Below are 23979 nucleotides of genomic sequence, written 5' to 3'. Positions count from 1 at the left end.
CGGCGCCGCCACGAAGCGATTTTTACGGCAGCGTCTCGCGACCGGGATTCATGAGGCACGCGACCCGGCGCAGCGCCCTGCGCGGGCGCGCGCCAGCCGCGGTGCTCCGGATGGTCTGAGGCAGAACCTCAGAGGTAGAACATCCGGTCGTCGTCGGATTCGAGCCGCGCGGACCGTTCCTTTTCGACCTCTTCGCCGCTGTCCTCGTAGAACTTGAGGACAGCTTCGAGCACCTGATCCGGGTCGTCGATCACCTGTACGAGATCCATGTCTTCCGGATTGATCAGGCCCATCGGCACGAGCGCCGAGCGGAACCAGTCGAGCAGCCCCTTCCAGAACTGGGAGCCCACCAGAATGATCGGCACCTCGCGCGACTTCTTCGTCTGGATCAGCGTAAGCACTTCAGCGAGTTCGTCGAGCGTGCCGAAGCCTCCGGGCATCACGATCACAGCGTCGGAATTCTTGACGAACGTGACCTTGCGCGTGAAGAAATGGCGAAACCGCAGCGAGATGTCCTGCCACTGGTTGCCCGACTGCTCGTGCGGCAACTCGATGTTCAGGCCCACAGAAGGCGACTTGCCTGCGTGCGCCCCCTTGTTGGCCGCTTCCATGATGCCGGGGCCGCCGCCGGAGATCACGGCGAAGCCTGCGTCCGACACCTTGCGGGCGATCTGCGTGGCGAGCTGGTAGTACTCCGACTCCGGTTTCAGGCGCGCAGAACCGTAAATGCTGACCGCCGGACGGATCTCGGACAGGTACTCGGTTGCCTCGATAAACTCTGCCATAATCGTGAACATCTGCCACGACGCGCGCGCCTTCTTGGCTGTAGCGCGCTCTTGATCTGCGAGCGAACGCAGACTCGGAATCACTTTTCTCTTGTCCATAATGCCTGATGATCTTCGCCTGGAAACCAGGCCAAAAACTGAACTGGAAGGAAAGACCCTGCTGCTGGTCGATGGTTCGAGCTATCTCTATCGGGCCTACCATGCAATGCCGGATCTGCGCGGTCCTGGCGGAGAGCCGACGGGTGCGCTATACGGGATCATCAACATGCTGCGCCGTATGCGCAAGGAAGTTACAGCAGAGTATAGCGCGTGCGTCTTCGACGCGAAGGGCAAGACGTTCCGCGACGACTGGTATCCCGACTACAAAGCGAACCGGCCGTCCATGCCCGAACCGCTTGCAGCACAAATCGAGCCCATCCATACGGCGGTGCGCGCGCTCGGCTGGCCGTTGCTGATGATCGAACGCGTCGAGGCGGACGATGTGATCGGCACGCTCGCGCGCCAGGCGGAACAGTACGGCATGAAGGTGATCGTCTCCACCGGCGACAAGGACCTCGCGCAGCTCGTGACCGACCACGTCACGCTCATCAACACGATGACGAATGAAACGCTCGATCGTGAAGGGGTGATCGGAAAGTTCGGCGTGCCGCCGGAGCGGATCGTCGATTATCTCTCGCTGATTGGCGACACCGTCGACAACGTGCCGGGCGTGAACAAGTGCGGCCCGAAAACAGCGGTCAAGTGGCTCACGGAATATGGCACGCTCGACGGCATCGTCGAACATGCAGACGAAATCAAGGGCGCCGTGGGCGGTTATCTGCGCGATGCGCTGGACTTTCTGCCGATGGCGAAGCAGCTCGTCACGGTGGAAACCGCGTGCGATCTTTCGCAACACATCGAGTCGATCGAAGGCTCGCTTGCCACACGCCCCGAAGCCCGCGAGGAACTGCGCGACATCTTCGCGCAACACGGGTTCAAGACGTGGTTGCGAGAAGTGAGCGAGACCGGCGCGAACGACACCGTGCCTGCGGCGACGGGCGGCAACGTAAAGCCGCAAGAGGCCGAAGTGCAGCCTGCGCTGTTGCTCGACGTGCCACGCCACTACGAAACGATCCAGACGTGGGATCAGTTCGACGCGTGGCTGAAGAAAATCGAAGCTGCGGACATCACGGCGTTCGACACCGAAACCACATCGCTCGATCCGATGGTCGCGAAGCTCGTTGGTATGTCGTTCGCGACGGAGCCGGGGCACGCTGCGTATCTCCCGCTCTCGCATCGTGGACCGGACGCGCCGGAGCAATTACCGCAGGGTGAAGTGCTCGCACGTCTTAAGCCGTGGCTCGAAAGCGCGCAGCATAAAAAAGTCGGCCAGCACATGAAGTACGACGAACAGGTGCTCGCAAATTACGGCATCGTTCTCGACGGTGTCGAGCACGACACGATGCTCGAATCGTACGTGCTCGAATCGCATCGCAGCCACGACATGGACAGCCTTGCGCTGCGCCATCTCGGCATCAAGACGATCAAGTACGAGGAAGTAGCGGGCAAGGGCGCGCAGCAGATCGGCTTCGACCAGGTGCCGCTCGACAAAGCCGCAGAATACGCCGCCGAAGACGCCGACGTCACGTTGCAATTGCATCTCGCGCTCTATCCGCAGGTCGCGGCGGAGAAGGGACTCGACTACGTGTACCGCGAGATCGAGATGCCGACGTCGCGCGTGTTGCGCAAGATGGAGCGCAATGGCGTGCTGATCGACACTCAGCGGCTCGACAGGCAGAGCGCTGAAATCGCTGTGCGACTCGTCGAACTCGAACAGGAAGCCTATGTGCTAGCGGGCGGCGAGTTCAACCTCGGCTCGCCCAAACAGATCGGCCAGATCTTCTTCGAGAAGCTGCAATTGCCGGTCGTGAAGAAAACGCCGAGTGGCGCTCCGTCCACCGACGAAGAAGTGCTGCAGAAGCTCGCCGAAGACTATCCGTTGCCGAAGCTGCTGCTCGAGCATCGCGGGCTTTCCAAGCTCAAGTCCACCTATACCGACAAGCTGCCGCGCATGGTCAACGCGCAAACGGGCCGCGTTCACACGAACTACGCGCAGGCCGTGGCGGTGACGGGGCGGCTTGCGTCGAACGATCCGAATCTGCAGAACATTCCGGTGCGCACGGGCGAAGGGCGGCGCATCCGCGAGGCGTTCATCGCGCCGCCGGGTCACAAGATCGTATCCGCCGACTATTCGCAGATCGAGCTGCGCATCATGGCTCACATCTCGGGCGACGAATCGCTGCTCGCCGCCTTCGCGCGCGGCGACGACATTCATCGCGCCACGGCCGCCGAAGTGTTCGGCGTGACGCCGATCGAAGTGGGCGCCGACCAGCGCCGCATCGCGAAGGTCATCAATTTCGGCCTGATTTACGGCATGAGCGCGTTCGGGCTCGCATCGAATCTCGGCATTACGCGCGACGCGGCGAAGCTTTATATCGACCGCTATTTCGCGCGCTATCCGGGCGTCGCACGCTACATGGACGAGACGCGCATGGACGCGAAATCGCGCGGCTACGTCGAGACCGTGTTCGGCCGCCGCCTGTGGCTGCCCGAGATCAACGGCGGTAACGGTCCGCGCCGCCAGGCCGCCGAACGCGCGGCAATCAACGCGCCGATGCAGGGCACGGCGGCGGATCTCATCAAGCTGTCGATGATTGCCGTCGAGAAGTGGCTCGACGAGGCGGGCATGCGCACGAAAATGGTCATGCAGGTGCACGACGAACTGGTGCTCGAAGTGCCCGACGACGAACTGGGCGAAGTGCGCAAACGTCTGCCCGAACTGATGTGCTCGGTTGCCTCGCTCAAGGTGCCGCTCGTCGCCGAAGTGGGCGTCGGCGCGAACTGGGAAGAAGCGCACTGACGATCCCCGGATGCCCGAGCGCGCTGCAGCGCGCGGGCACACTGCCGTAACGAACACGCAATACCCGCGCACGCAGTGGCGTAGAAGCGCGCGGCGCGCATGCCGTTCATGCGTGCTGCGGCGCCTTCCGCCGTGCGCTCCGTAAGCCGACAAACACCGGATGGCCGGCGCCCATGATCGCCGGCGGATCCAACGATTTTCGACACGCACGGAGAGTCTATGCATCGCTTTATCGTTGTGGGAGGAGGAGCAGGCGGGCTGGAACTGGCGACACGCCTCGGCGACCGTTACGGCAAGGCGCGCAAGGGTAGCGAGCCGCGCGCGAGCGTGACGCTGGTCGACCGGTATCCCACGCATATCTGGAAGCCGCTGCTGCACGAAGTCGCGGCGGGCAGCCTGGATCCGTTCACCCAGGAACTTCCGTATGCGGCGCAGGCGCGCTGGCATGGCTTCGCCTTTCAGCAAGGCGAGCTGGTCGGACTCGACCGGGCGGCCAAACGCATCCGGCTCGGCGCGGTGAAGGACGACGACGGCGGCGAACTGCTGCCGCCGCGCGAACTCGAATACGACACGCTCGTGGTGGCAATCGGCAGCACGACGCACTTTTTTGGCGTGCCGGGAGCAGCTGAGAACTCGATCGCGCTCGATACCGTCGAACAGGCCGAACGCTTTCGTAAGCGGCTCATCGCGGCGTGCGTGCGCGCAGAACATCAGGCGCCGGAGTCCGCGCCTGCGGGCGTCGCGACGAGCGGCGAACCGCGCGTGCAAGTCGCGATCATCGGCGCAGGTGCAACGGGTGTGGAGTTGTCGGCCGAACTGCGGAACACGGCAGAGGTGCTGTCCGCGTATGGGCTGCACCAGCTCGATCCGCGTCACGATATCGGCATCGTGCTGATCGAAGCGGGGCCGCGCATCCTGCCCGCACTGAGCGAGCGTGTGTCGTCAGCGACGGCGGAACTGCTGCAGAAAATCGGCGTGCAGTTGTACATCGCCGAGCGCGTGACGGAGGTGGCGCCAGGCGTCGTGCGTATGGCAAGCGGCAAGTCCGTGCGCGCGGACCTCACGGTCTGGGCGGCGGGCATCACCGCGCCATCGGTGCTCGCGCAACTCGACGGCCTCGCGGTCAACAAAATCGGCCAGCTGATCGTTCGCCCCACGCTGCAGACCGAAACCGATGACAGCATCTTCGCGTTTGGCGACTGCGCGGCCTGCCCGTGGCCCGGCAACGAACGCAACGTGCCGCCGCGCGCACAGTCCGCGCATCAACAGGCCACGTTCCTGTTCCGTTCGTTCGGCAACCTGCTCGATGGACAGCCGCTGCCGGAGTTCACGTATCGCGACTTCGGTTCGCTTGTGTCGCTCGGTCACTTCAGCGCGGTCGGTAATCTGATGGGCGGCGTGATCGGCGGGAGCATGCTGATCGAGGGACTCTTCGCGCGCTTCATGTACATGTCGCTGTACCGTTTGCACATCGCCGCGTTGCACGGTTACGCGCGCATGGTGCTCGACACCTTTGCTCACTGGCTGCGCCGCACCACGCTGCCGCGCGTGAAGCTGCATTGACCGTTGCGCCCGCGCTAGTTGTGAGGCGCGGGCGTTGTCGCCTGGTTTGACGGCCCGGTTTTTGCGCACTGGCGTCAATGCCCGGCGTCACCGATCAACGAGGAAATTTTCATGCTGAAACCCGAAATCGATTCCCTTGTCCCACACGTACCGTTCGACCGCCGTACCTTCCTGAAGGCCGCGCTCGGCAGCGGATTCGCCGCGGCAGTGCTGCCGGTTTCCGCGCAGACCATCCATACCGACGCCGAAGGACTCGACGCGGGCGAAGTCGGCTTCGAATCGAACGGCACGCTGATACCCGCGTATCGCGCGCAGCCGCGCGGCAAGACGCATCTGCCTGTGATCGTGGTGGTGCATGAGGCCTTTGGCGTGCATGAGCATATCGCCGACGTGTGCCGACGCTTCGCGAAGCTCGGCTATCTCGCGATCGCGCCTGATCTCTTCGTGCGCGAAGGCGATGCATTGGCCTACCCGACGATTCAGCAGATCGACCAGAACATCTTGAGCAAGGTGCCGGACGCGCAGGCGATGTCCGATCTCGATGCGACCGTCGCGTGGGCCGCGCAACACGGCGGTGACCCAAAGCGTCTGGGCATCAACGGATTCTGCTGGGGCGGTCGCATCGCATGGCTTTACGCCGAGCACAATCCGCGCATGAGGGCGGCGGTGTCGTGGTACGGGCGCGTGGCGGGGCAGCACACGCAGACCATGCCGAAGACCCCGCTTGATCTCGCGGGCGAGCTACAGGTGCCGGTGCTTGGCCTCTATGGCCGCGAGGACCTGAGCATTCCGCAGGACACGCTCGAGCAGATGAAGCAGGCAATCGCACAAGGGCCGCAGGGCGGACGCGGTTCGGAATTCGTCGTGTACGACGACGCGGGGCATGCCTTCTTCGCGGACTATCGCCCGAGCTATCGCAAGGCCGACGCCGAGGATGGCTGGCGCCGCACGCTCGCGTGGTTCAGCGGACACGGCGTCGCGTGAGGCGGCGCCGCGGCCGGGGACCGGAAGCCGCTCAGGGATTCGGACCCGTCGCAATCGGGCGCGACGGGTCAGCGGACCATTCGCTCCACGAACCGGCGTAGAGCGCCGCACCGTGCAGCCCCGCGATCTCCATCGCGAGCATGTTGTGGCATGCCGTCACGCCTGAGCCGCATTGCAGCACGGCATGCTCGGGTGTCTTTCCACCGAGCACCGCAGCAAAATCTTCACGCAGCGTATGCGCCGGTTTGAAGCGGCCATCGGCGGTGAGGTTGTCCTTGAAGAAGCGGTTGCGCGCGCCCGGGATATGGCCGCCGACTGGATCGATCGTCTCGTTCTCGCCGCGATAGCGGTCGGCTGCGCGGGCGTCGATGACCACGAGTTCGTGTGTCGAGAGATTGCGTACAACGGCCTGCGCATCGATCGTCACCTGAAGTGGCGCGCCCGCCGTGAAGTTGCCCTTCGTGGTTTGCGGCGCGGCGTCCTTCGACAATGCGAAGCCAGCCGCCTCCCACGCTTGCAGACCGCCGTCGAGTACGGCCACCGAATCGTGACCGAGCCAGCGCAGCAGCCACCACAGACGCGCCGCATACGAGCCGCCTTGCGCGTCGTAAGCGACGACCTGCTGACCTGCGTTCAGGCCGCGGGCTGCGAGCGTGTTCACGAGCGCCGCACGTTCGGGCAGCGGATGGCGGCCGTTCTTGCCGGTCTTCGCACCGGAGAGGTCGCGATCGAGGTGCAAATACTGCGCGCCGGGAATGTGGCCGGCCGCGAAAGCGGATTCGCCCGCAGCGGGGTCGGCGAGGTCGAAGCGGCAATCAAACACGAGGACACTGCCGGGTGCGGCTGCGAGGCGTTCGTGGAGATTTGCGGCAGAGATCAGCGTGGTGTAGTGGGAGTGGGGCATGGCGACGGCTCCTGATCAGGTGCGACCGGCAGCGTTGCGTAGAGCCGGTCCGATGTCTTCAGTCTAAACAAAAAAACGGGCCGAAGCCCGTCTTTCCTTGATGCCTGTGTGTCCCTTGCGGCCGAAGCCGACGCGCTCAATCGGTGAGATTCAGCTCGCGGCGCAGGAACTCGTGGAAGTGCTGCATGCCGTCTTCCATCGGGCTCTGATAGGGGCCGACCTCCGACACGCCACGATCGAACAACGCGCGGCGGCCGGCGTCCATGCGCTCGGCGATCTCGTCGTCTTCGATGGCCGTTTCCATATAGGCGGCGCGCTCGGCCTCGACGAACTCGCGCTCGAACAGCGTGATTTCCTCGGGGTAGTAGAACTCGACGATGTTCGTCGTCTTCTGCGTGCCTTGCGGAACGAGCCACGACACGACGAGCACGTGCGGATACCACTCGATCATGAGATTCGGGTAGTACACCATCCAGATCGCGCCGAATTCCGGCGGCACGCCGTTGCGATAGCGCAGGACCTCGTCGTGCCACTTGCGGTAAATCGGGCTGCCCGGCTTGCCGAGGCGGTTGTGCACGCCCACGGTCTGCACGCTATACCACTCGCCGAACTGCCACTTCAGGTCGTCGCACGACACGAAGTTGCCGAGTCCCGGGTGGAACGGCACGACGTGGTAGTCCTCGAGATAGACCTCGATGAAGGTCTTCCAGTTGTAGTTGCACTCGTGGATCTCGACGTGATCGAACATATAGTCCGAAAAGTTGAGATGCTGGGCTGGGCCGAGGCGTGCAAGGTCGCGCGCGACGTCGCGGCCGCCGGTTTCGAAAAGCAGGCCGTTCCATTTCTGCAACGGCGTGCTGGTCAGGTTCAGGCAGGGCTTGTCCGCGAAGTGAGGCGCGCCGAGCAGTTCGCCCTTGAGGTCATACGTCCAGCGATGGAGCGGACAGACGATATTGTCGGCGGTGCCGCGGCCGTTGAGCATGATGGCCTGGCGGTGGCGGCAAACGTTCGAGAGCAGCTCGACCTCGTTGTGCCTGTTGCGCACCAGAACGCGACCCTCATTTTCGCTGGGCAGGGCAAAATAATTCCCCGCCTCTGGCACCATCAACTCGTGCCCGATATAACGGGGACCTTTCTGGAAGAGTGTTTCGATTTCGCGCGTAAGAAGCGCATCGTCAAAATAAGCGGTGACTGGCAGCTGGCTGTGAATGGACTGCAGCTGCAATGCATTGCTCAGATTGGACATTCCCACTCCCGATGAAGACGTGAAAGCAGTGAACAACCCAACCATCGAAGATTCGATTTTGGGGAACCGGAGATTGTACCCGCTTAGTTCCCCCGCGGGTAGTTAAGTCACTGATTTTTGTCAAAATTGCATCGGCGATACGCTTTAACTGCACGGTGACTGCGCCGTTGGTCTCAATTTCGTTCAGGATCGCATCGTGTGATTCTTGCGTGACGCCAAGGGGAGGCGAGCCGGCGAGCGGGTCGGACCGGTCGCTTTTGCCGTAGAATGTCCGCCTTGTTTCAATATTGCGACGACTCATGGCGAAATCCGCATCGAAAGACGGTGCCCCGGCGGCCGAAAGCCCCAGTGATGCCGATGGTGGCAAGGGCGGCGGCAAGGGTGGCGCTGACGGTCTGGCGCAGCCCGAGAGCTATGAGGCCGCACTGGCGGAGCTCGACGCACTCGTGGCGCGCATGGAAGGCGGGAGCCTGAGCCTCGAGGAATCTCTGGCCGCCTACCGGCGCGGTGCCGTGCTGGTGAGGTTCTGCCAGCAACAGCTGGAAAAGGTTGAACAACAGGTGCGCGTGCTCGATGGCGAAACGCTTCGGCCTGTGCCCCTCAATACGACAAGCTCCGCTTCGGGCGGTGACGACGATCTATGACATTTGAACAATGGACCCGGCTGGTGCTGGACCGGGTCGAAACCGCGCTCGAACACTATTTGCCGGCAGCCACGGTGCTGCCCGCGGGGCTGCATGACGCCATGCGTTATGCGGTGCTCGGCGGCGGCAAGCGCGTGCGGCCGCTCCTGTGCCACGCCGCGGGCGAGCTGACCGGTGCGACGCCCGAGGCGCTCGACGCGGCAGCCTGCGCACTGGAGATGATCCACGTCTATTCGCTCGTGCACGACGACATGCCGTGCATGGACGACGACGATCTGCGGCGCGGGAAGCCGACGGTCCATGTGAAGTACGACGAGCCGACGGCGCTGCTGGTTGGCGACGCGCTGCAGTCGCAAGCTTTCATTACGCTGACGTCGGATGTGCTGGACGCACCGCGTCAGGCCGCGCTCGTGCGCGAACTCGCGCTGGCGAGCGGCTCGATTGGCATGGCGGGTGGCCAGGCCATCGACCTCGCGAGCGTGGGCCGTGCGCTCACACGCGAAGAACTCGAAACGATGCACCAGCTGAAGACCGGTGCGCTTTTGCGCGCGTCGGTCCGCATGGGTGCGGTGGCCGGTGACGCACCGTCCGCCGACACGCTGCGCGCGCTCGACGTGTACGCGCGGGCCGTGGGTCTCGCCTTCCAGGTGGTGGACGACATCCTCGACGTCACCGCCGACTCGGCGACGCTCGGCAAGACCGCTGGCAAGGACGCGAAGGACGGCAAGCCGACCTATGTGTCGATCATCGGTCTGGATGCATCGCGTGCCCTCGCACAGCAATTGCGCAGCGACGCCCATGCCGCGCTCGAACCGTTCGGCGCGCGCGCACAGCGCCTCGCAGAACTCGCTGATCTGGTTGTCAACCGGCTCAGTTGACTGTGCTTGATTGCGTCAACCCGCCCGCGCGCATGAAAGGGGAGTAATGCGCGCCAGAAGTGCGGGAGCGCCCGTTTTCCTACAATGGAACGATGATGTACGACTTGCTGAAAACCATTGACGACCCGGCGGATTTGCGCCGCCTCGATCGCCGACAGTTGCAACCGCTCGCGGACGAACTGCGCGCCTTTGTTCTCGACAGCGTCTCGCAAACGGGCGGCCACCTGTCGTCCAACCTCGGTACGGTCGAACTGACGATCGCGCTGCACTACGTGTTCGACACGCCGCGCGATCGCATCGTCTGGGACGTCGGTCATCAGACCTATCCGCACAAGATCCTGACCGGCCGCCGCGACCAGATGCACTCGTTGCGTCAGCTCGGCGGCATCTCGGGTTTCCCGCGCCGCGACGAGTCGGAGTACGACACGTTCGGCACCGCGCACTCGAGCACGTCGATTTCGGCGGCGCTCGGCATGGCGATCGCCAGCAAGCTCAAGGGCGAAAACGCTATGGGCATCGCCGTGATCGGCGACGGGGCGATGACGGCCGGCATGGCCTTCGAGGCGCTGAACAACGCGGGCGTCGAAGATGATGTGCCGTTGCTCGTCATTCTCAACGACAACGATATGTCGATCTCGCCGCCGGTCGGCGCGCTGAATCGCCACCTCGCGCGCCTGATGTCGGGCCGCTTCTACGCCGCCGCGCGTGCGGGCGTGGAGCGCGTGCTGCGCCATGCGCCGCCGGTGCTCGACCTTGCACGCAAGCTCGAAGAGCACGCGAAGGGCATGATCGTGCCGGCCACGCTGTTCGAGGAGTTCGGCTTCAACTACATCGGGCCGATCGACGGTCACGATCTCGATTCGCTGATCCCGACGCTGCAGAACATCAAGGAACTGCGCGGCCCGCAATTCCTGCACGTCGTGACGAAGAAAGGTCAGGGCTACAAGCTCGCCGAAGCCGATCCGGTCCTGTACCACGGCCCCGGCAAGTTCAACCCGGCTGAAGGCATCAAGCCGTCGACGACGCCCGCGAAGAAGACCTACACGCAGGTCTTCGGCGAATGGCTGTGCGACGCCGCTGAACTGGACGCACGCGTGGTCGGCATTACGCCGGCGATGCGTGAAGGCTCGGGTCTCGTCGAGTTCGAAAAACGCTTCCCGGATCGTTACTTCGACGTCGGTATCGCCGAGCAGCACGCGGTGACGTTCGCCGGTGGTCTCGCGGCCGAGGGCCTCAAGCCCGTCGTCGCGATCTATTCGACCTTCCTGCAGCGTGCCTACGACCAGCTGATTCACGACGTTGCGTTGCAGAACTTGCCGGTGGTGTTCGCAATCGACCGCGCGGGCCTTGTTGGCGCGGACGGCGCGACGCACGCGGGCGCTTATGATCTCGCGTTCATGCGCTGCATCCCGAACATGATGATCATGGCCGCGTCCGACGAAAACGAATGCCGCCAGATGCTCTATACGGCGCTTCAGCAGGACTGCCCGACGGCCGTGCGCTATCCGCGCGGTGCGGGCACCGGCGTCGCGACCGTCAAGCAGATGGCCGCGCTGCCGGTGGGCAAGGGCGAAATCCGTCGCGAGAGCAACGCGCCTGCGGGCAAGCGCATCGCGATCCTCGCGTTCGGCACGATGGTGCCGCCGTCGCTCGCTGCAGCGGGCGAACTCGACGCCACCGTCGCGAACATGCGTTTCGTGAAGCCGCTCGATACGGAACTCGTGCTCAAGCTCGCTGAGACGCACGATTACCTCGTGACCGTCGAGGAAGGCTGCATCATGGGCGGCGCGGGCTCGGCCTGCGTGGAAGCCCTGCTTGAAAGTGGGGTTGTCAAGCCCGTACTACAATTGGGGCTCCCCGACCGCTTCATCGACCACGGCGATCCGGCGAAGCTGCTGGCAAGCGCGGGGCTCGACGCGGCAGGGATTGCGAAGTCGATTCGCGAGCGCTTCCTCGATCACGCGGCGAACGCATCCGGCAAGTCTGTGATGCGCGTCGCGTAAGCGACTCGTGCCACGCCGGCGGGGCTCATGCCCGACGCCGGCGGCTGCGACTACCCAGTTTAAGTATGTAACGGCGGTTGGGTTATCGACCCCGACCTGCCGTCAAGCGCCGGCTTATGCCGGCGCTTGTCATTGTGCGCCGTGTTGTGCGCACCCCGAAGGATAAGAACATGAACCAGATGAACCCGGCTTTCCTGATGCCGGACGTGCAAAGCTCCGTCGATGTGCGTCAGATTCCGATTCAGCGCGTGGGCGTGAAGGCTGTGCGCCATCCGCTTCTCGTTACGACCGGTAACGGCGACGTGCAGCCTACGGTCGGCACATGGAACCTCGACGTGCATCTGAGCGCGGACCAGAAGGGCACGCACATGTCGCGCTTCGTCGCCTTGCTCGAAGAGAACAAGACGCCGCTGGAGCCCGCAACGTTCCGCGCGCTGCTCGCAGAGATGCTCGCGAAGCTGGAATCGCAGGCCGGTCGCATCGAGGTCTCTTTCCCGTACTTCGTGAAGAAGGTGGCGCCGGTGTCGGGTGTGGCGAGCCTGCTCGACTACGAAGTGACGCTCACGGGCGATACGCGCAACGGCGCGACGCGCGTGTACCTGAAGGTGCTCGTGCCGGTGACCAGCCTTTGCCCGTGCTCGAAGAAGATTTCGGAGTACGGGGCGCACAACCAGCGCTCGCATGTGACGATCAATGCAGAACTCGCGGGCGATCTGCCGGTGGAAGATCTGATCCGTATCGCCGAGGAAGAGGCGTCGTGTGAACTGTGGGGCCTGCTCAAGCGTCCGGACGAGAAGTACGTGACCGAGCGCGCGTACGAGAATCCGAAGTTCGTCGAGGACCTCGTGCGCGATGTGGCAGTACGCCTGAACGCGGATCCGCGAATTGCCGCCTATGTGCTGGAAGCCGAGAACTTCGAGTCGATCCATAATCACAGCGCGTATGCCGTGATCGAGCACGACAAGCGCGCACGCGGGTGAGCGCCGCGGGATAACCGCGCAGACATTGCAGATGTTTCAACCGGTTTGCCCTGTGCGGCTTTCGCCGCGCGGGCAAACTCGCGATTCCCGGTGATTGAGGGAAGCGCGACGCGACGAAGTCAGTTTCGTCTGTGCAAATTGATTCGGATTCCGTAGCGTATTGCTAAGGTCACTCTGGCGCCGACTCCTGGAACGCCTTGTGTGTTTGAAGCCCGTGAGCCACGAGCCGGGCAAGCAGTCGATCATGCGTGACACGGTCGAGCGCGCTTGAAAAGATCGCCGTGTTCCGAACGTGGAGCGGAATGCCGGAATAATCGCGTGACATCGCCGGGAGCGGCAGTGCGGCACGGCGTGTTCCCGCCGTGCCAGTCAGGGGGCGATCGTAATCGCTTCGACGCTCAGCGCGCGAGCGACGACAAATCCCAGCGCGGCTTGACGGTAAACGCGTAGTCGCGCGTCGCCTGCTCCGGCCAGCGTTCGAGCCGCATCGCACCCGCGAGCGCGATCATCGCGCCGTTGTCGGTGCACAGCGAGAGGTCCGGGTAATGCACTTCGAAGCCGCGCTTTTGCGCAGCGGCCGAAAGCGCTTCGCGCAATTGGCGGTTCGCGCCCACACCGCCCGCAACGACTAGCCGCTTGAGCTTTGTGCGTTTGAGCGCGGCGATGGACTTCGCCGCCAGTACCTCGACGGCCGCATCGACGAAGCCGCGTGCGATATCCGCCTTGCCCTGTTCGCAGATGTTCGTGCCGATCCGCTTCACCTGCGTAAGCACGGCAGTTTTGAGTCCGCTGAAGCTGAAGTCGAGATCGCCCGAGTGAAGCATGGGCCGCGGCAGTTCAACGGCGTCCGGCGTGCCGAACTCCGCGAGCCGCGACACTTCCGGCCCGCCCGGATACCCGAGTCCGAGCAGCTTGGCTGTCTTGTCGAAGGCTTCGCCGGCAGCATCGTCGAGCGTTTCCCCGAGCGTCTCGTATTCGCCTACGTCGGTCACGCGCATCAGTTGCGTGTGGCCGCCCGATACGAGCAGCGCGACGAACGGAAATGGCGGCGGTGCATCGACGAGCAGCGGCGAGAGCAGATGCCCCTCGAGGTGGTGAATGCCGACGGTCGGCAGGTTCCAGGCCATCGCGAGTGCGTTCGCAATGCTCGCCCCGACGAGCAGTGCGCCCGCGAGCCCCGGTCCTTGTGTGTAGGCGATGGCGTCGATGTCACCACGTGCGGCGCCGCTCTTCTCGAGCACTTCTTCGAGCAGCGGCAGCGCACGGCGGATATGGTCGCGCGAGGCGAGTTCGGGCACGACGCCGCCGTACTCGCGATGCATGGCGATCTGGGAGTGCAACGCGTGGGCGAGCAGGCCACGCTCGGTGTCATAGAGCGCGAGGCCGGTTTCGTCGCAGGAGCTTTCGATGCCGAGAACAAGCATGGTGGAGCGTGCAACGGTGCCGGTTGGACGCGCTGGTCCGGCCAATAACCGTTGCAAATTCAAAGTCGTGGGGAATCTTGAAAGTATAGCAGTGCGGTCGACCGCCGGCTGACCGGCCCGTGGCCAGGCGCAAGCGGCCACGAGCAGCCGCAAGCGGCCCCAAGCGCCGCGACAGACCGCCCTGGACAGGTAGAATGCGCGCCATGGAATCATTCGACATCGCCGTGATCGGCGCAGGGGCAGCCGGCATGATGTGCGCGGCAGTCGCCGGGCAGCAGGGGCGCCGTGTGGCGCTGATCGATCACGCGCCGCGCCTCGCGGAAAAGATCCGCATTTCGGGCGGCGGGCGTTGCAACTTCACGAATCTGCACGCCAGCCCGGCCAACTATCTTTCGAACAATCCGCATTTCTGCCGCTCGGCGCTTGCGCGCTACACGCCGCGCGATTTCCTCGCGCTCCTGCGCCAGCACCGCGTGACCTGGCACGAAAAACACAAGGGCCAGCTTTTCTGCGACCAGTCGAGCGAGGCGATCATCGACGTCCTGCGCGCAGAATGCGACGCGGGGCGCGTGGCCTGGCGCCGGCCGCTGCCGGTCGAAACGGTGAGCCACGCGGACGGCGCAGGCTTCACCCTCGGCACGCCGCAGGGCACGATCGCCGCGCGCTCGCTGGTGATCGCGACGGGCGGCTTGTCGATTCCGGCGATCGGCGCGACCGATTTTGCGTACCGCGTCGCGAAGCAGTTCGGCCACAAGCTCGTCGACACGCGTCCGGCCCTCGTCCCGCTCACGTTCGCCCAGCAGGACTGGGCGCCTTACGCGACGCTCTCGGGTGTATCACTCGAGGTCAACGTCGCGACCGGCGAGCGCAAGACGGGCGGCGCATTCGACGAAGACCTGCTCTTCACGCATCGCGGGCTGTCCGGTCCGGGCGTGCTCCAGATTTCGAGCTACTGGCAGCCGGGGCAGCCGATCCGCGTCAACCTGCTGCCTGAGCGCGACGCCGCGGCCGCATTGATAGAGGGCAAGAGCGCCAGCAGGCGCCAGATCGGCAACCTGCTCGCCGAGTGGGTGCCAGCGCGACTCGCACACGTCTGGCTTGAGGCTCATCAGGTGCCGCACGAAGCACGCCTTGCGGATTTGCCGGACAAGACGCTGCGCCGCGTCGCCGAGGGGCTGTCGCAATGGACGCTCACGCCCACCGGCACCGAAGGCTACAAGAAGGCCGAGGTGACGCGCGGTGGCGTCGATACCCGCGAGTTGTCGTCGGCCACGATGATGAGCCAGCGCGTTCCGGGGCTGTACTTTATCGGCGAGGCCGTGGACGTCACTGGTTGGCTCGGCGGCTACAATTTCCAGTGGGCCTGGGCCTCGGGAGTGGCGGCTGGAGAGGCTGCATCGGCGTTCGTGAGCGCACTCTAAAGCAGGGCTTGACGTCCCGCCGTCTTTGTGAAATCCGTCTGCTATACTCGTTTCTCTTTACCCCAGATCCGTTATTGGAAAATGACGACCATCCGTGTAAAAGAAAACGAACCGTTTGAAGTAGCCATGCGCCGCTTCAAGCGCACGATCGAGAAAAACGGTCTTCTGACCGAGCTTCGTGCGCGCGAGTTTTACGAAAAACCTACGGCAGAACGCAAACGCAAGAAGGCTGCAGCGGTCAAGCGCCACTTCAAGCGCCTGCGCGGCCAGATGCTGCCGAAGAAGATGTACTGATTCCGGCGTCGCCACGGCTCGCATTCGGGCTTTGCCCTCGGGATAACCCCGCGGGCTCAACCGCAGCACCTTGTGCAGCCGGTAGTACTACCGCCGGCCAGGTAGTCCGTGTGAAGCTGTCGTGGCCGCCCCTCTGGTGTGGTCGCAACCGTCGAGAATATGCGCCGACCCGCCTGGAAGCGTTTCCAGGCGGGTTTTTGTATTTGATATGATGTATGCGCGCTGAGCAAGGTATGCGGCCCCATCGCCTGGGTTTTTTCCAGGTATTTGAAACCCCAACGTATTTCAGGTGAATGATGAGCCTCAAGGACCGGATCAACGACGACATGAAAGCCGCGATGCGTGCGCGCGAAGCCGAGCGCCTCGCCACGATTCGTCTGCTGCTCGCCGCGATCAAGCAACGTGAAGTCGACGATCGTGTGACGCTCGACGACGCAGGCATCACGGCAGTCATCGACAAGATGATCAAGCAGCGCAAGGATTCGATCAGCCAGTTCGAGGCGGCGGGTCGCACGGACCTCGTCGACAAGGAAAACGCCGAACTGAAGGTGCTCGCCGACTACATGCCCGAGCAGCTTTCGGAAGCCGAGATTGCGGCCGAAGTCGCCGCTGCGGTGGCTCAGGTCGGTGCCGCTGGCCCGCAGGACATGGGCAAGGTCATGGGTGTGCTGAAGCCGAAGCTGGCAGGCCGCGCCGACATGACGGCCGTGTCGGGGCTGGTCAAGGCGGCGCTTTCGAAGTAACGGCATGCGGCTCGCACACGGCGCGGCTGGGCGTTTCTGCCCGTGCCGGTCCCCCGGCAACGGGCCGCGGGCCTTTGCCGCTCACGCAGCCGGAGTGCATCCGTCCCGATGATTCCGCATTCGTTTTTGCAGGATTTGCTGAACCGCGTCGATATCGTCGACGTGGTGGGGCGCTACGTGCAGCTCAAAAAAGGCGGCGCGAATTTCATGGGCCTCTGCCCATTCCACAACGAAAAAAGCCCTTCGTTTACGGTTAGTCCAACGAAGCAGTTCTATCACTGCTTCGGTTGCGGTGCGCACGGCACCGCCATCGGCTTCCTGATGGAGCACGCCGGGCTTACGTTCCCCGAGGCCGTCAACGAACTCGCGCAATCGGTCGGGCTGACGGTGCCGCAGGAACCGTCGCCAATGCGCGGCGGCGGCGCGGGCGGCTCGGGCTACGCGCCGGGGCCGTCGAAGGCCGTCACAACGGCGCTGTCCGACCTCATGCTGACGGCGTGCGACTACTACCGCAGGCAGTTGCGCAGCGCGCCCAATGCGATCCAGTATCTGAAAAAACGCGGCCTCACTGGCGAAATCGCGGCACGTTTTGGTCTCGGCTATGCGCCCGACGGATGGCAGAACCTGGAATCTGCGTTTCCCAGTTACCGGGACGACGCGCTGGTCGAAGCCGGGCTCGTGATCGTCAGCGAAAAACAGGACGCCCAGGGACAGGCGCGCCGCTACGACCGGTTCCGCGACCGGATCATGTTCCCGATCCGTAACGTCAAGGGCCAGGTGATCGGATTCGGCGGGCGCGTGCTCGACGGCGGCGAGCCCAAGTATTTGAATTCCCCGGAAACGCCACTATTTAACAAGGGCAGCGAACTGTATGGGCTGTTCGAGGCGCGTCTGGCGATCCGCGAGCAGCAATACGTGCTGGTGGTCGAGGGCTACATGGACGTCGTGGCGCTCGCGCAGCTGGGATTCCAGAACGCCGTCGCGACGCTCGGAACCGCGTGCACGCCGATCCACGTGCAGAAGCTTCTGCGTCAAACCGACACGGTGATCTTCAGCTTCGACGGCGACTCGGCGGGCCGCCGCGCCGCGCGGCGCGCGCTCGACGCGTGCCTGCCCCATGCGGCGGACAACCGGACCATCCGGTTCCTCTTCCTGCCGACGGAGCACGATCCGGACAGCTATGTCCGCGAATTCGGCACCGAGGCGTTCAAGGAACAGGTCGATCGCGCGATGCCGCTGTCGCAGTTCATGTTGAATGAAGTGCTGACGGGCAAAGAGCTGGACCAGCCGGAGGGCCGCGCGCGCGCGCTTTTCGACGCCAAGCCGCTGTTGCAGGCGCTGCCGGCGAACGCTTTGCGTGCACAGATCATGCACATGTTCGCGGACCGGCTCGACGTGCCGTTCGAGGAAGTGGCGGCGCTGTGCGAGGTGGACGCGCGAATCGCCCGGGCGGCGCGTTCAGCGCCCGCGCGCAAGGATCGGCACCTCGTGACCGGGATCGAGCGCAAGGCGCTGCGCAACCTCGTGATGCATCCGCGGATCGTGGCGCAGCTCGAAGACGAGGCCGAGCAGGCGCTGATCACGCTCACGCGGCACGGCGAACTGTTCGAGGAAGTGACGACGCATGCCCGGGCGCTGGGCGACGCGGCGGAGTTTCAACTGCTTTCGGACCTCTTGAGAAACGGGGCTAACGCCCCGACTTTTGAAGAGATTTTTCGTGAAATTCTGGACTATGATGAAAACGTCCGGGATTTGCTGATGAAGAATCCGGATGACAGCGCGGTGGCTGAAGAACGGCGCGAGCAGGAACGGCTCTTGAGTGAGGAACTGACGGCAGCGATCCTCAGGATGCGGTACGACGCCTGCTGCGACCGGCTCGACGTGCTTTCGCGGCAATCGCGGCATACGCCGGAAGAACTGGCGGAATACACGAAACTGAGTCAGACGCGTGCTGACATGAAACGTCAGCTCGGCTTGTAAGGGAGGGCCGCCTGGGAGGCCAGGTGACCCGCGTGCTATAATAAAAGGTTTTCAGCAGTTTGTTTTTGTTTTTTTCCGGGCGGATACCCAGTTCCCAGCAAGGACGGAATGGCAATGGCAAAGACTACGGGCGAGAAAGGCGAAAGAGGCGAGAAAGCGGTCGAAAAAAAGGCGACAGGCAAAGTAACGACTGAGCCGATCAGCACGGTCGCAGAGTCCGTCCAGGCATCCTCGGCCACCCCGGCCGGTGCCGCCCGTTCCGCCAGAAAGACGTCGGCGACCAGCGCCGAGCCTGTTGCCCGGCAGAAAACCATGGCCGCATCGGCAACGCGCGTGGTGCCACCACGCGCCGCGAAAGCTGCAACCCAGCCGGCCGCAAAGCGGTCCGGTTCGAGTAGTGCAAAGCAAGTGCCTGCTGTCGCAGACGATGCGGCAGAGCACGAGGCGCGAGTATCCACGGTGCAAGAGGCTGCCGTCCAGCAGCCGCGAGTCGAGACTATGGCAGCTACGGCGAACTCCATGACGAAAAAGCTGAACGAAGTATCCGTCGATGACGACGCGACCCAGAGCGAAGAAAGCACGCCCGTCACGGGCAAGGTCGAAAAGGCCCGTGCGCGCGATCGGCGAGCGAAGGAAAAGGCGCTGCTGAAAGACGCGTTCGCGTCCTCGCAGCCTGGCACCGTCGAGGAACTCGAGGAGCGGCGCGCGAAACTGCGAGCGCTCATCAAGCTTGGCAAGGAGCGCGGCTTCCTCACGTACGCGGAAATCAACGATCACCTCCCGGACAACTTCACCGAGACCGAGGCGATCGAAGGCATCATCAGCACGTTCAACGACATGGGCGTGGCCGTCTACGAGCAGGCGCCCGATGCAGAAACGCTGCTGCTCAACGACAACGCACCGAATGCCTCTTCGGACGACGAAGTAGAAGAGGAAGCTGAAGTCGCTCTTTCGACCGTCGATTCGGAATTCGGCCGTACGACAGACCCTGTCCGCATGTACATGCGCGAAATGGGTACGGTCGAACTGCTCACGCGCGAAGGCGAAATCGAAATCGCAAAGCGCATTGAGGACGGGCTGAAGCACATGGTCATGGCGATCTCCGCGTGCCCGACCACGATCGCTGACATCCTCGCGATGGCCGAGCGTGTGGCGAACGACGAGATCCGCGTCGACGAACTCGTCGACGGCCTGATCGATCCGAACGCCGAGGACACGGACGGTTTCTCAGCGCAGGAAGCGGAAGAAATCGAGAACGAGGACGAAGAGGCGGAAGAGGAAGAAGAGGAAGAGGAAGAAGACGAGGGCGCCGCACAGGCGACGGCCAACGCGGCCCAGCTCGAAGCGCTCAAGCGCTCGTCGCTCGAAAAATTCGCGCTCATCAGTGAATGGTTCGACAAGATGCGCCGCGCGTTCGAGAAGGAAGGCTACAAGTCGAAGTCCTACCTCAAGGCGCAGGAAACGATCCAGAACGAACTGATGTCGATCCGCTTCACGGCTCGCACCGTCGAACGTCTGTGCGACACGTTGCGTGCGCAAGTGGACGAAGTGCGCCAGGTCGAACGCCAGATCCTGCACACGGTCGTGGACAAGTGCGGCATGCCGCGCTCGGAGTTCATCGCGCGATTCCCGGGCAACGAAACGGACCTCGACTGGACGGACAGGATCGTCGGCGAAAGTCACGCCTACAGTGGGATCCTCTCGCGCAATATTCCGGCCATTCGCGAACAGCAGCAGCGCCTGCTCGACCTGCAGGCGCGCGTCGTGCTGCCGCTGAAGGACCTGAAGGAAACCAACCGGCAGATGGCGGCCGGCGAACTGAAGGCGCGCCAGGCGAAGCGTGAGATGACCGAGGCCAACCTGCGTCTCGTGATCTCGATTGCGAAGAAGTACACGAACCGTGGCCTGCAGTTCCTCGACTTGATCCAGGAAGGCAACATCGGCCTGATGAAGGCGGTGGACAAGTTCGAATATCGTCGCGGCTACAAGTTCTCGACGTATGCGACGTGGTGGATCCGTCAGGCCATCACGCGCTCGATCGCGGACCAGGCGCGCACGATCCGCATTCCGGTTCACATGATCGAGACGATCAACAAGATGAACCGCATCTCGCGGCAGATCCTGCAGGAAACCGGTCTCGAGCCGGATCCGGCAACGCTCGCCGAGAAGATGGAGATGCCCGAGGACAAGATCCGCAAGATCATGAAGATCGCGAAGGAACCGATCTCCATGGAAACGCCGATCGGCGACGATGACGATTCGCATCTGGGCGATTTCATCGAGGACACCAACACGGTTGCGCCTGCTGATGCCGCGCTGCATGCCTCGATGCGCGATGTCGTGAAGGACGTGCTCGATTCGCTCACGCCGCGCGAGGCGAAGGTGCTGCGCATGCGTTTCGGTATCGAGATGAGCACCGATCACACGCTCGAAGAAGTGGGCAAGCAGTTCGACGTGACGCGTGAACGGATCCGACAGATCGAGGCGAAGGCGCTGCGCAAGCTGCGTCACCCGAGCCGCTCGGACAAGCTGAAATCGTTCCTCGAAGGCAATTGATGTGCGCCATGGCATACGCACGTTGTGCGTATGCCATGGTCAGACCGGGCCTCTTTCGTGTAGTATGTCGGCCTGTCGTCGAGTAAGGCCCGGCCTTTTTGCAGACCGGGCTTTTTTGTTGGTGCTCTCACTGTAGCGTTGTGAGCATCGTGGGCCGGACGCCGTGCTGGTTGCAGGCAGCGGACTCATAATCCGCCTCCGAAAGGACACCGTGGGTTCGACTCCCACCCGGCCCACCAAACCCAGTAAGGGTTTGTCGGGTTTTACCCTCGATCGCTTTTGCGGAAAGGGCCGCAGAATTTACGGAGCGGCCCTCAGATTCTCTCTGCGCGAAATTCCGGACAGATCCTCTCAGCCTTATCCCATCTGGTGTCACCGCTGCGTTTGCGGCGGACTGTATCTCAGGCGCGCAGTGATTCCACGGCTGGCGGATCGGGCGCCAATGCGAATCAAATGTCCGCGGTGTCGCGCTGCCGCCATCGGGCTGTAGCGGGCCATATTGAGACGCTCACCAAAGCCGCATAAATCGTCAGCAATGCAATGCTGGCCCGAACGCACCAATTGCATCCAGTTCGAAGTAACGGATCGCATCGTTGCGGCGGGTTTGCCGAAAGGCGATTCGAGGGCTCGACGCTAGCGATTTCATCTGAGCACCTGATCAAGCATTTTCAATGCCGGTGCTGCCACCGCCGCAGCCAATCAAACGGCAATCCTGGAGTTCGAAGCGCATGGTTGAACGAGAGGCCGTGGTCGCTCGTTCTACAATGTAATAGCAGGAAAATCGAAGTCAATTCTGCGTCAACGGCGACTACTGCCGAATCAAGGACACGGAGCGCAATGATCCCACGATGGAATGAGGCCGCGCTACACGCGCTGAAAAGCGTCAGGACACTTGGGAAAAAACAGGAAAGGAGGAGCACATGACGAAGCGAGTGATTGTGACCGGCGGCAGTGGCCTGGCCGGGAAATGGGTCGTCCAGAACCTGGTCGCGCACGGTTACGAGGTGATGAATCTGGATCGCGTACCCATGGCAGCGCGCACGGCGCGCACGTTGATCACGGACATCACCGATGCGGGCCAGGTATTCAATGCGCTGGCATCGAGCACGGCGCCGGGAGAATTCGTCGACGACCTCGAGCCAAAGCCGATCGACGCGATAGTGCATTTTGCGGCGATCCCTCGCATCATGATAACGCCCGACAACGAGGTCTACCGGATCAATGTGATGGGCACGTACAACATTCTCGACGCAGCGTCGAAGCTTGGCATCCGCAAGGTGATCGTGGCATCGAGCGAAACCACATACGGTATGGTGTTCGCGCACCGGGATCGCAGTCCAGAGTACTTCCCGCTCGACGAGGAATACCCGGTGAACCCAATGGACAGCTATGCAACGTCAAAGGTTATCAACGAAGTGACGGCGAAGGCGTTCCACGCGCGCACCGGCTCAGACATTTACTGCTTTCGTATTGGCAACGTGCTCGAACCCAACGATTACGCGAAGTTTCCGGCGTGGCTCAAGGATCCAGCACTGCGCAAGAGGATTGCGTGGAGCTATATCGACGGCCGCGATCTCGCGAACGCGTGCCGGCTCGCCATCGAAAAGGACGGCCTCGGTTTTCAGGTCATGAACGTCGCGTCAGACGACGTGTCGTCCGATGTACCCACCGCGGAACTGCTGCGACGCTACTACCCCGGCGTGTCGCTCAAAAAACAACTAGGCGAGTTCGAGACCCTGCTCAGCAACGAGAAGCTCAAGCGCCTGCTTGGGTGGAAACAGCAACACTACTGGCGCGACGAAGCGAAAAGAATCGTCCAGTAGGCATGCCGGCCCGGCATCAAGCATGGCCAACCATGCCGTGCAGGTCTTTATGGACTGCGTTGCAACGAAGGGGACCGGCGCAACGGCGTCGGTCTCTCAGTGGGGCGGTGGGTCTTTGCGGTCGTTCGTCGCCGCTTTTCGGCGAGCGACCGGTGTACAGCAGTGAGCGGACATCCACGCGCAGATGTGCGAGCGGCTGCATTGGGTCGGCCACGGAAGTTCGACACTGCAAGGGTGTCAGCGTCCGCTTGACCGCTGTCGGATTTCCGGGTTCGGCCATTGAGAAACGGTCTGCCTCTCTCCTCCTGAAATAATTCCTTGCGAATCTCACACGTCTCTTGTCGTCTGCGCTCGTCGTCCCCGCGTTAAAAGACGCAAGCGGCATGAAGCCGCCCTTACCCCGACAGGAGAGAAAAATGAAGACCGTCTTTCGTTTCGCCGCCGTCGCCGCCTTGGCCTTCTCGTTTGCTGGCGTGGCTTCCGCGGAGACGCACTGGGACGCGGCCCATCCGCGTCGCGCCGAAGTCAACCATCGACTCGCCAATCAGAACCACCGCATTCACCAGCAAGTGCGCGAAGGTGACATGACGCACACTGAGGCGATGACGCTGCATCGGGACGATCACGAGGTCCGCCAGGAAGAGCGCCTGATGGCAAGCCAGAACGGCGGCCACATTACCAGGCAGGAACAGCGCACGCTCAATCAGCAGGAAAACCAGGTCAGCAAACAGATCGGGCATTGAGCTAATCAGTCAGCCGGGCGCGCCTGCGATAATCAATCTATCAGCCACAGTTTCGGCAACCAGGCGATATCACGGAAGCGCCCACCAATCCGCCGTATCTACACATCGG

At 63.1% G+C, this 23979-nt stretch carries 18 protein-coding genes and 1 tRNA gene; 15 read left to right on the top strand and 4 right to left on the bottom strand.

Annotated elements, in window-relative coordinates:
- Positions 1 to 128: 128 nt before the first annotated feature.
- A complete protein-coding gene (locus L0U80_RS23270; RefSeq protein ID WP_233870745.1) occupies positions 129 to 884 on the bottom strand; it encodes an LOG family protein in 756 nt (251 codons plus the stop codon).
- 1 nt (position 885) lies between these two features.
- Here L0U80_RS23270 and polA point away from each other — a divergent pair, with 1 nt between their 5' ends.
- The 3 genes from polA (at position 886) to L0U80_RS23255 (ending at position 6231) form a co-directional block, all read left to right on the top strand.
- Entirely contained in the window at positions 886 to 3684 is a 2799-nt protein-coding gene (polA, locus tag L0U80_RS23265; protein WP_233870743.1) for a DNA polymerase I, read from the top strand.
- Positions 3685 to 3903: 219 nt separating this feature from the next.
- Positions 3904 to 5247, top strand: a complete 1344-nt coding sequence (locus L0U80_RS23260; protein ID WP_233870740.1) for an NAD(P)/FAD-dependent oxidoreductase — start codon at positions 3904 to 3906, stop codon at positions 5245 to 5247.
- Between the two features lie 111 nt (positions 5248 to 5358).
- Positions 5359 to 6231, top strand: coding sequence for a dienelactone hydrolase family protein (locus L0U80_RS23255; protein ID WP_233870736.1), 873 nt, complete (start codon positions 5359 to 5361; stop codon positions 6229 to 6231).
- Positions 6232 to 6262: 31 nt separating this feature from the next.
- On the opposite strand, the gene L0U80_RS23250 is transcribed toward L0U80_RS23255, so the two are convergent.
- Together L0U80_RS23250 and L0U80_RS23245 are read right to left on the bottom strand one after the other, a co-directional pair.
- Positions 6263 to 7135, bottom strand: coding sequence for a sulfurtransferase (locus tag L0U80_RS23250; protein ID WP_233870733.1), 873 nt, complete (start codon positions 7133 to 7135; stop codon positions 6263 to 6265).
- Positions 7136 to 7271: 136 nt separating this feature from the next.
- Entirely contained in the window at positions 7272 to 8381 is a 1110-nt protein-coding gene (locus tag L0U80_RS23245; protein WP_233870730.1) for an aromatic ring-hydroxylating oxygenase subunit alpha, read from the bottom strand.
- A gap of 299 nt (positions 8382 to 8680) precedes the next feature.
- Here L0U80_RS23245 and L0U80_RS23240 point away from each other — a divergent pair, with 299 nt between their 5' ends.
- The 4 genes from L0U80_RS23240 to folE2 all read left to right on the top strand — a co-directional run bounded on the left by L0U80_RS23240 (position 8681) and on the right by folE2 (position 12886).
- Positions 8681 to 9025 (top strand): exodeoxyribonuclease VII small subunit, encoded by a 345-nt coding sequence (locus tag L0U80_RS23240; protein WP_233870727.1) that lies wholly within the window; start codon positions 8681 to 8683, stop codon positions 9023 to 9025.
- The gene (locus L0U80_RS23235; protein WP_233870688.1) at positions 9022 to 9903 is read left to right on the top strand and encodes a polyprenyl synthetase family protein; all 882 of its coding nucleotides are present in this window, start codon (positions 9022 to 9024) and stop codon (positions 9901 to 9903) included. The genes L0U80_RS23240 and L0U80_RS23235 overlap by 4 nt, the downstream gene beginning before the upstream one ends.
- 95 nt (positions 9904 to 9998) lie before the next feature.
- Positions 9999 to 11906 (top strand): 1-deoxy-D-xylulose-5-phosphate synthase, encoded by a 1908-nt coding sequence (gene dxs / locus L0U80_RS23230; RefSeq protein ID WP_233871548.1) that lies wholly within the window; start codon positions 9999 to 10001, stop codon positions 11904 to 11906.
- A 170-nt stretch (positions 11907 to 12076) separates the two neighbouring features.
- Positions 12077 to 12886 carry a GTP cyclohydrolase FolE2 gene (folE2, locus tag L0U80_RS23225; RefSeq protein ID WP_233870685.1) on the top strand — a complete coding sequence of 270 codons (810 nt, stop codon included), beginning with the start codon at positions 12077 to 12079 and terminating at the stop codon, positions 12884 to 12886.
- Between the two features lie 398 nt (positions 12887 to 13284).
- On the opposite strand, the gene tsaD is transcribed toward folE2, so the two are convergent.
- The gene (tsaD, locus tag L0U80_RS23220) at positions 13285 to 14310 is read right to left on the bottom strand and encodes a tRNA (adenosine(37)-N6)-threonylcarbamoyltransferase complex transferase subunit TsaD (protein WP_233870682.1); all 1026 of its coding nucleotides are present in this window, start codon (positions 14308 to 14310) and stop codon (positions 13285 to 13287) included.
- Positions 14311 to 14513: 203 nt separating this feature from the next.
- Between tsaD and L0U80_RS23215 the strand changes: the two genes are divergently transcribed.
- The 8 genes from L0U80_RS23215 (at position 14514) to L0U80_RS23180 (ending at position 23870) form a co-directional block, all read left to right on the top strand.
- Positions 14514 to 15731, top strand: a complete 1218-nt coding sequence (locus L0U80_RS23215) for a BaiN/RdsA family NAD(P)/FAD-dependent oxidoreductase (protein ID WP_233870679.1) — start codon at positions 14514 to 14516, stop codon at positions 15729 to 15731.
- Positions 15732 to 15812: 81 nt separating this feature from the next.
- The gene (gene rpsU / locus L0U80_RS23210) at positions 15813 to 16025 is read left to right on the top strand and encodes a 30S ribosomal protein S21 (RefSeq protein ID WP_233870676.1); all 213 of its coding nucleotides are present in this window, start codon (positions 15813 to 15815) and stop codon (positions 16023 to 16025) included.
- 296 nt (positions 16026 to 16321) lie between these two features.
- Positions 16322 to 16768: a GatB/YqeY domain-containing protein gene (locus L0U80_RS23205; protein ID WP_233871545.1), complete on the top strand. Its 447-nt coding sequence runs from the start codon at positions 16322 to 16324 to the stop codon at positions 16766 to 16768.
- A 108-nt stretch (positions 16769 to 16876) separates the two neighbouring features.
- Positions 16877 to 18748: a DNA primase gene (dnaG, locus tag L0U80_RS23200; RefSeq protein ID WP_233870672.1), complete on the top strand. Its 1872-nt coding sequence runs from the start codon at positions 16877 to 16879 to the stop codon at positions 18746 to 18748.
- A gap of 114 nt (positions 18749 to 18862) precedes the next feature.
- Positions 18863 to 21304 carry an RNA polymerase sigma factor RpoD gene (gene rpoD, locus L0U80_RS23195; RefSeq protein ID WP_233870669.1) on the top strand — a complete coding sequence of 814 codons (2442 nt, stop codon included), beginning with the start codon at positions 18863 to 18865 and terminating at the stop codon, positions 21302 to 21304.
- Positions 21305 to 21455: 151 nt separating this feature from the next.
- Positions 21456 to 21543, top strand: a tRNA-Ile gene (locus L0U80_RS23190).
- A gap of 681 nt (positions 21544 to 22224) precedes the next feature.
- Complete coding sequence (locus tag L0U80_RS23185; protein WP_233870666.1) at positions 22225 to 23127, top strand: NAD-dependent epimerase/dehydratase family protein; 903 nt, start codon at positions 22225 to 22227, stop codon at positions 23125 to 23127.
- A gap of 416 nt (positions 23128 to 23543) precedes the next feature.
- Positions 23544 to 23870 (top strand): hypothetical protein, encoded by a 327-nt coding sequence (locus tag L0U80_RS23180; protein ID WP_233870664.1) that lies wholly within the window; start codon positions 23544 to 23546, stop codon positions 23868 to 23870.
- The last annotated feature ends 109 nt before the right edge of the window (positions 23871 to 23979 follow it).

The sequence above is a fragment of the Paraburkholderia adhaesiva genome (assembly GCF_021390575.1).
In the GTDB taxonomy this organism is placed as follows: Bacteria; Pseudomonadota; Gammaproteobacteria; order Burkholderiales; family Burkholderiaceae; genus Paraburkholderia; species Paraburkholderia adhaesiva.
Note: the sequence above shows the minus strand (reverse complement) of the source record. Positions and strands in the feature narration are given on the sequence as shown.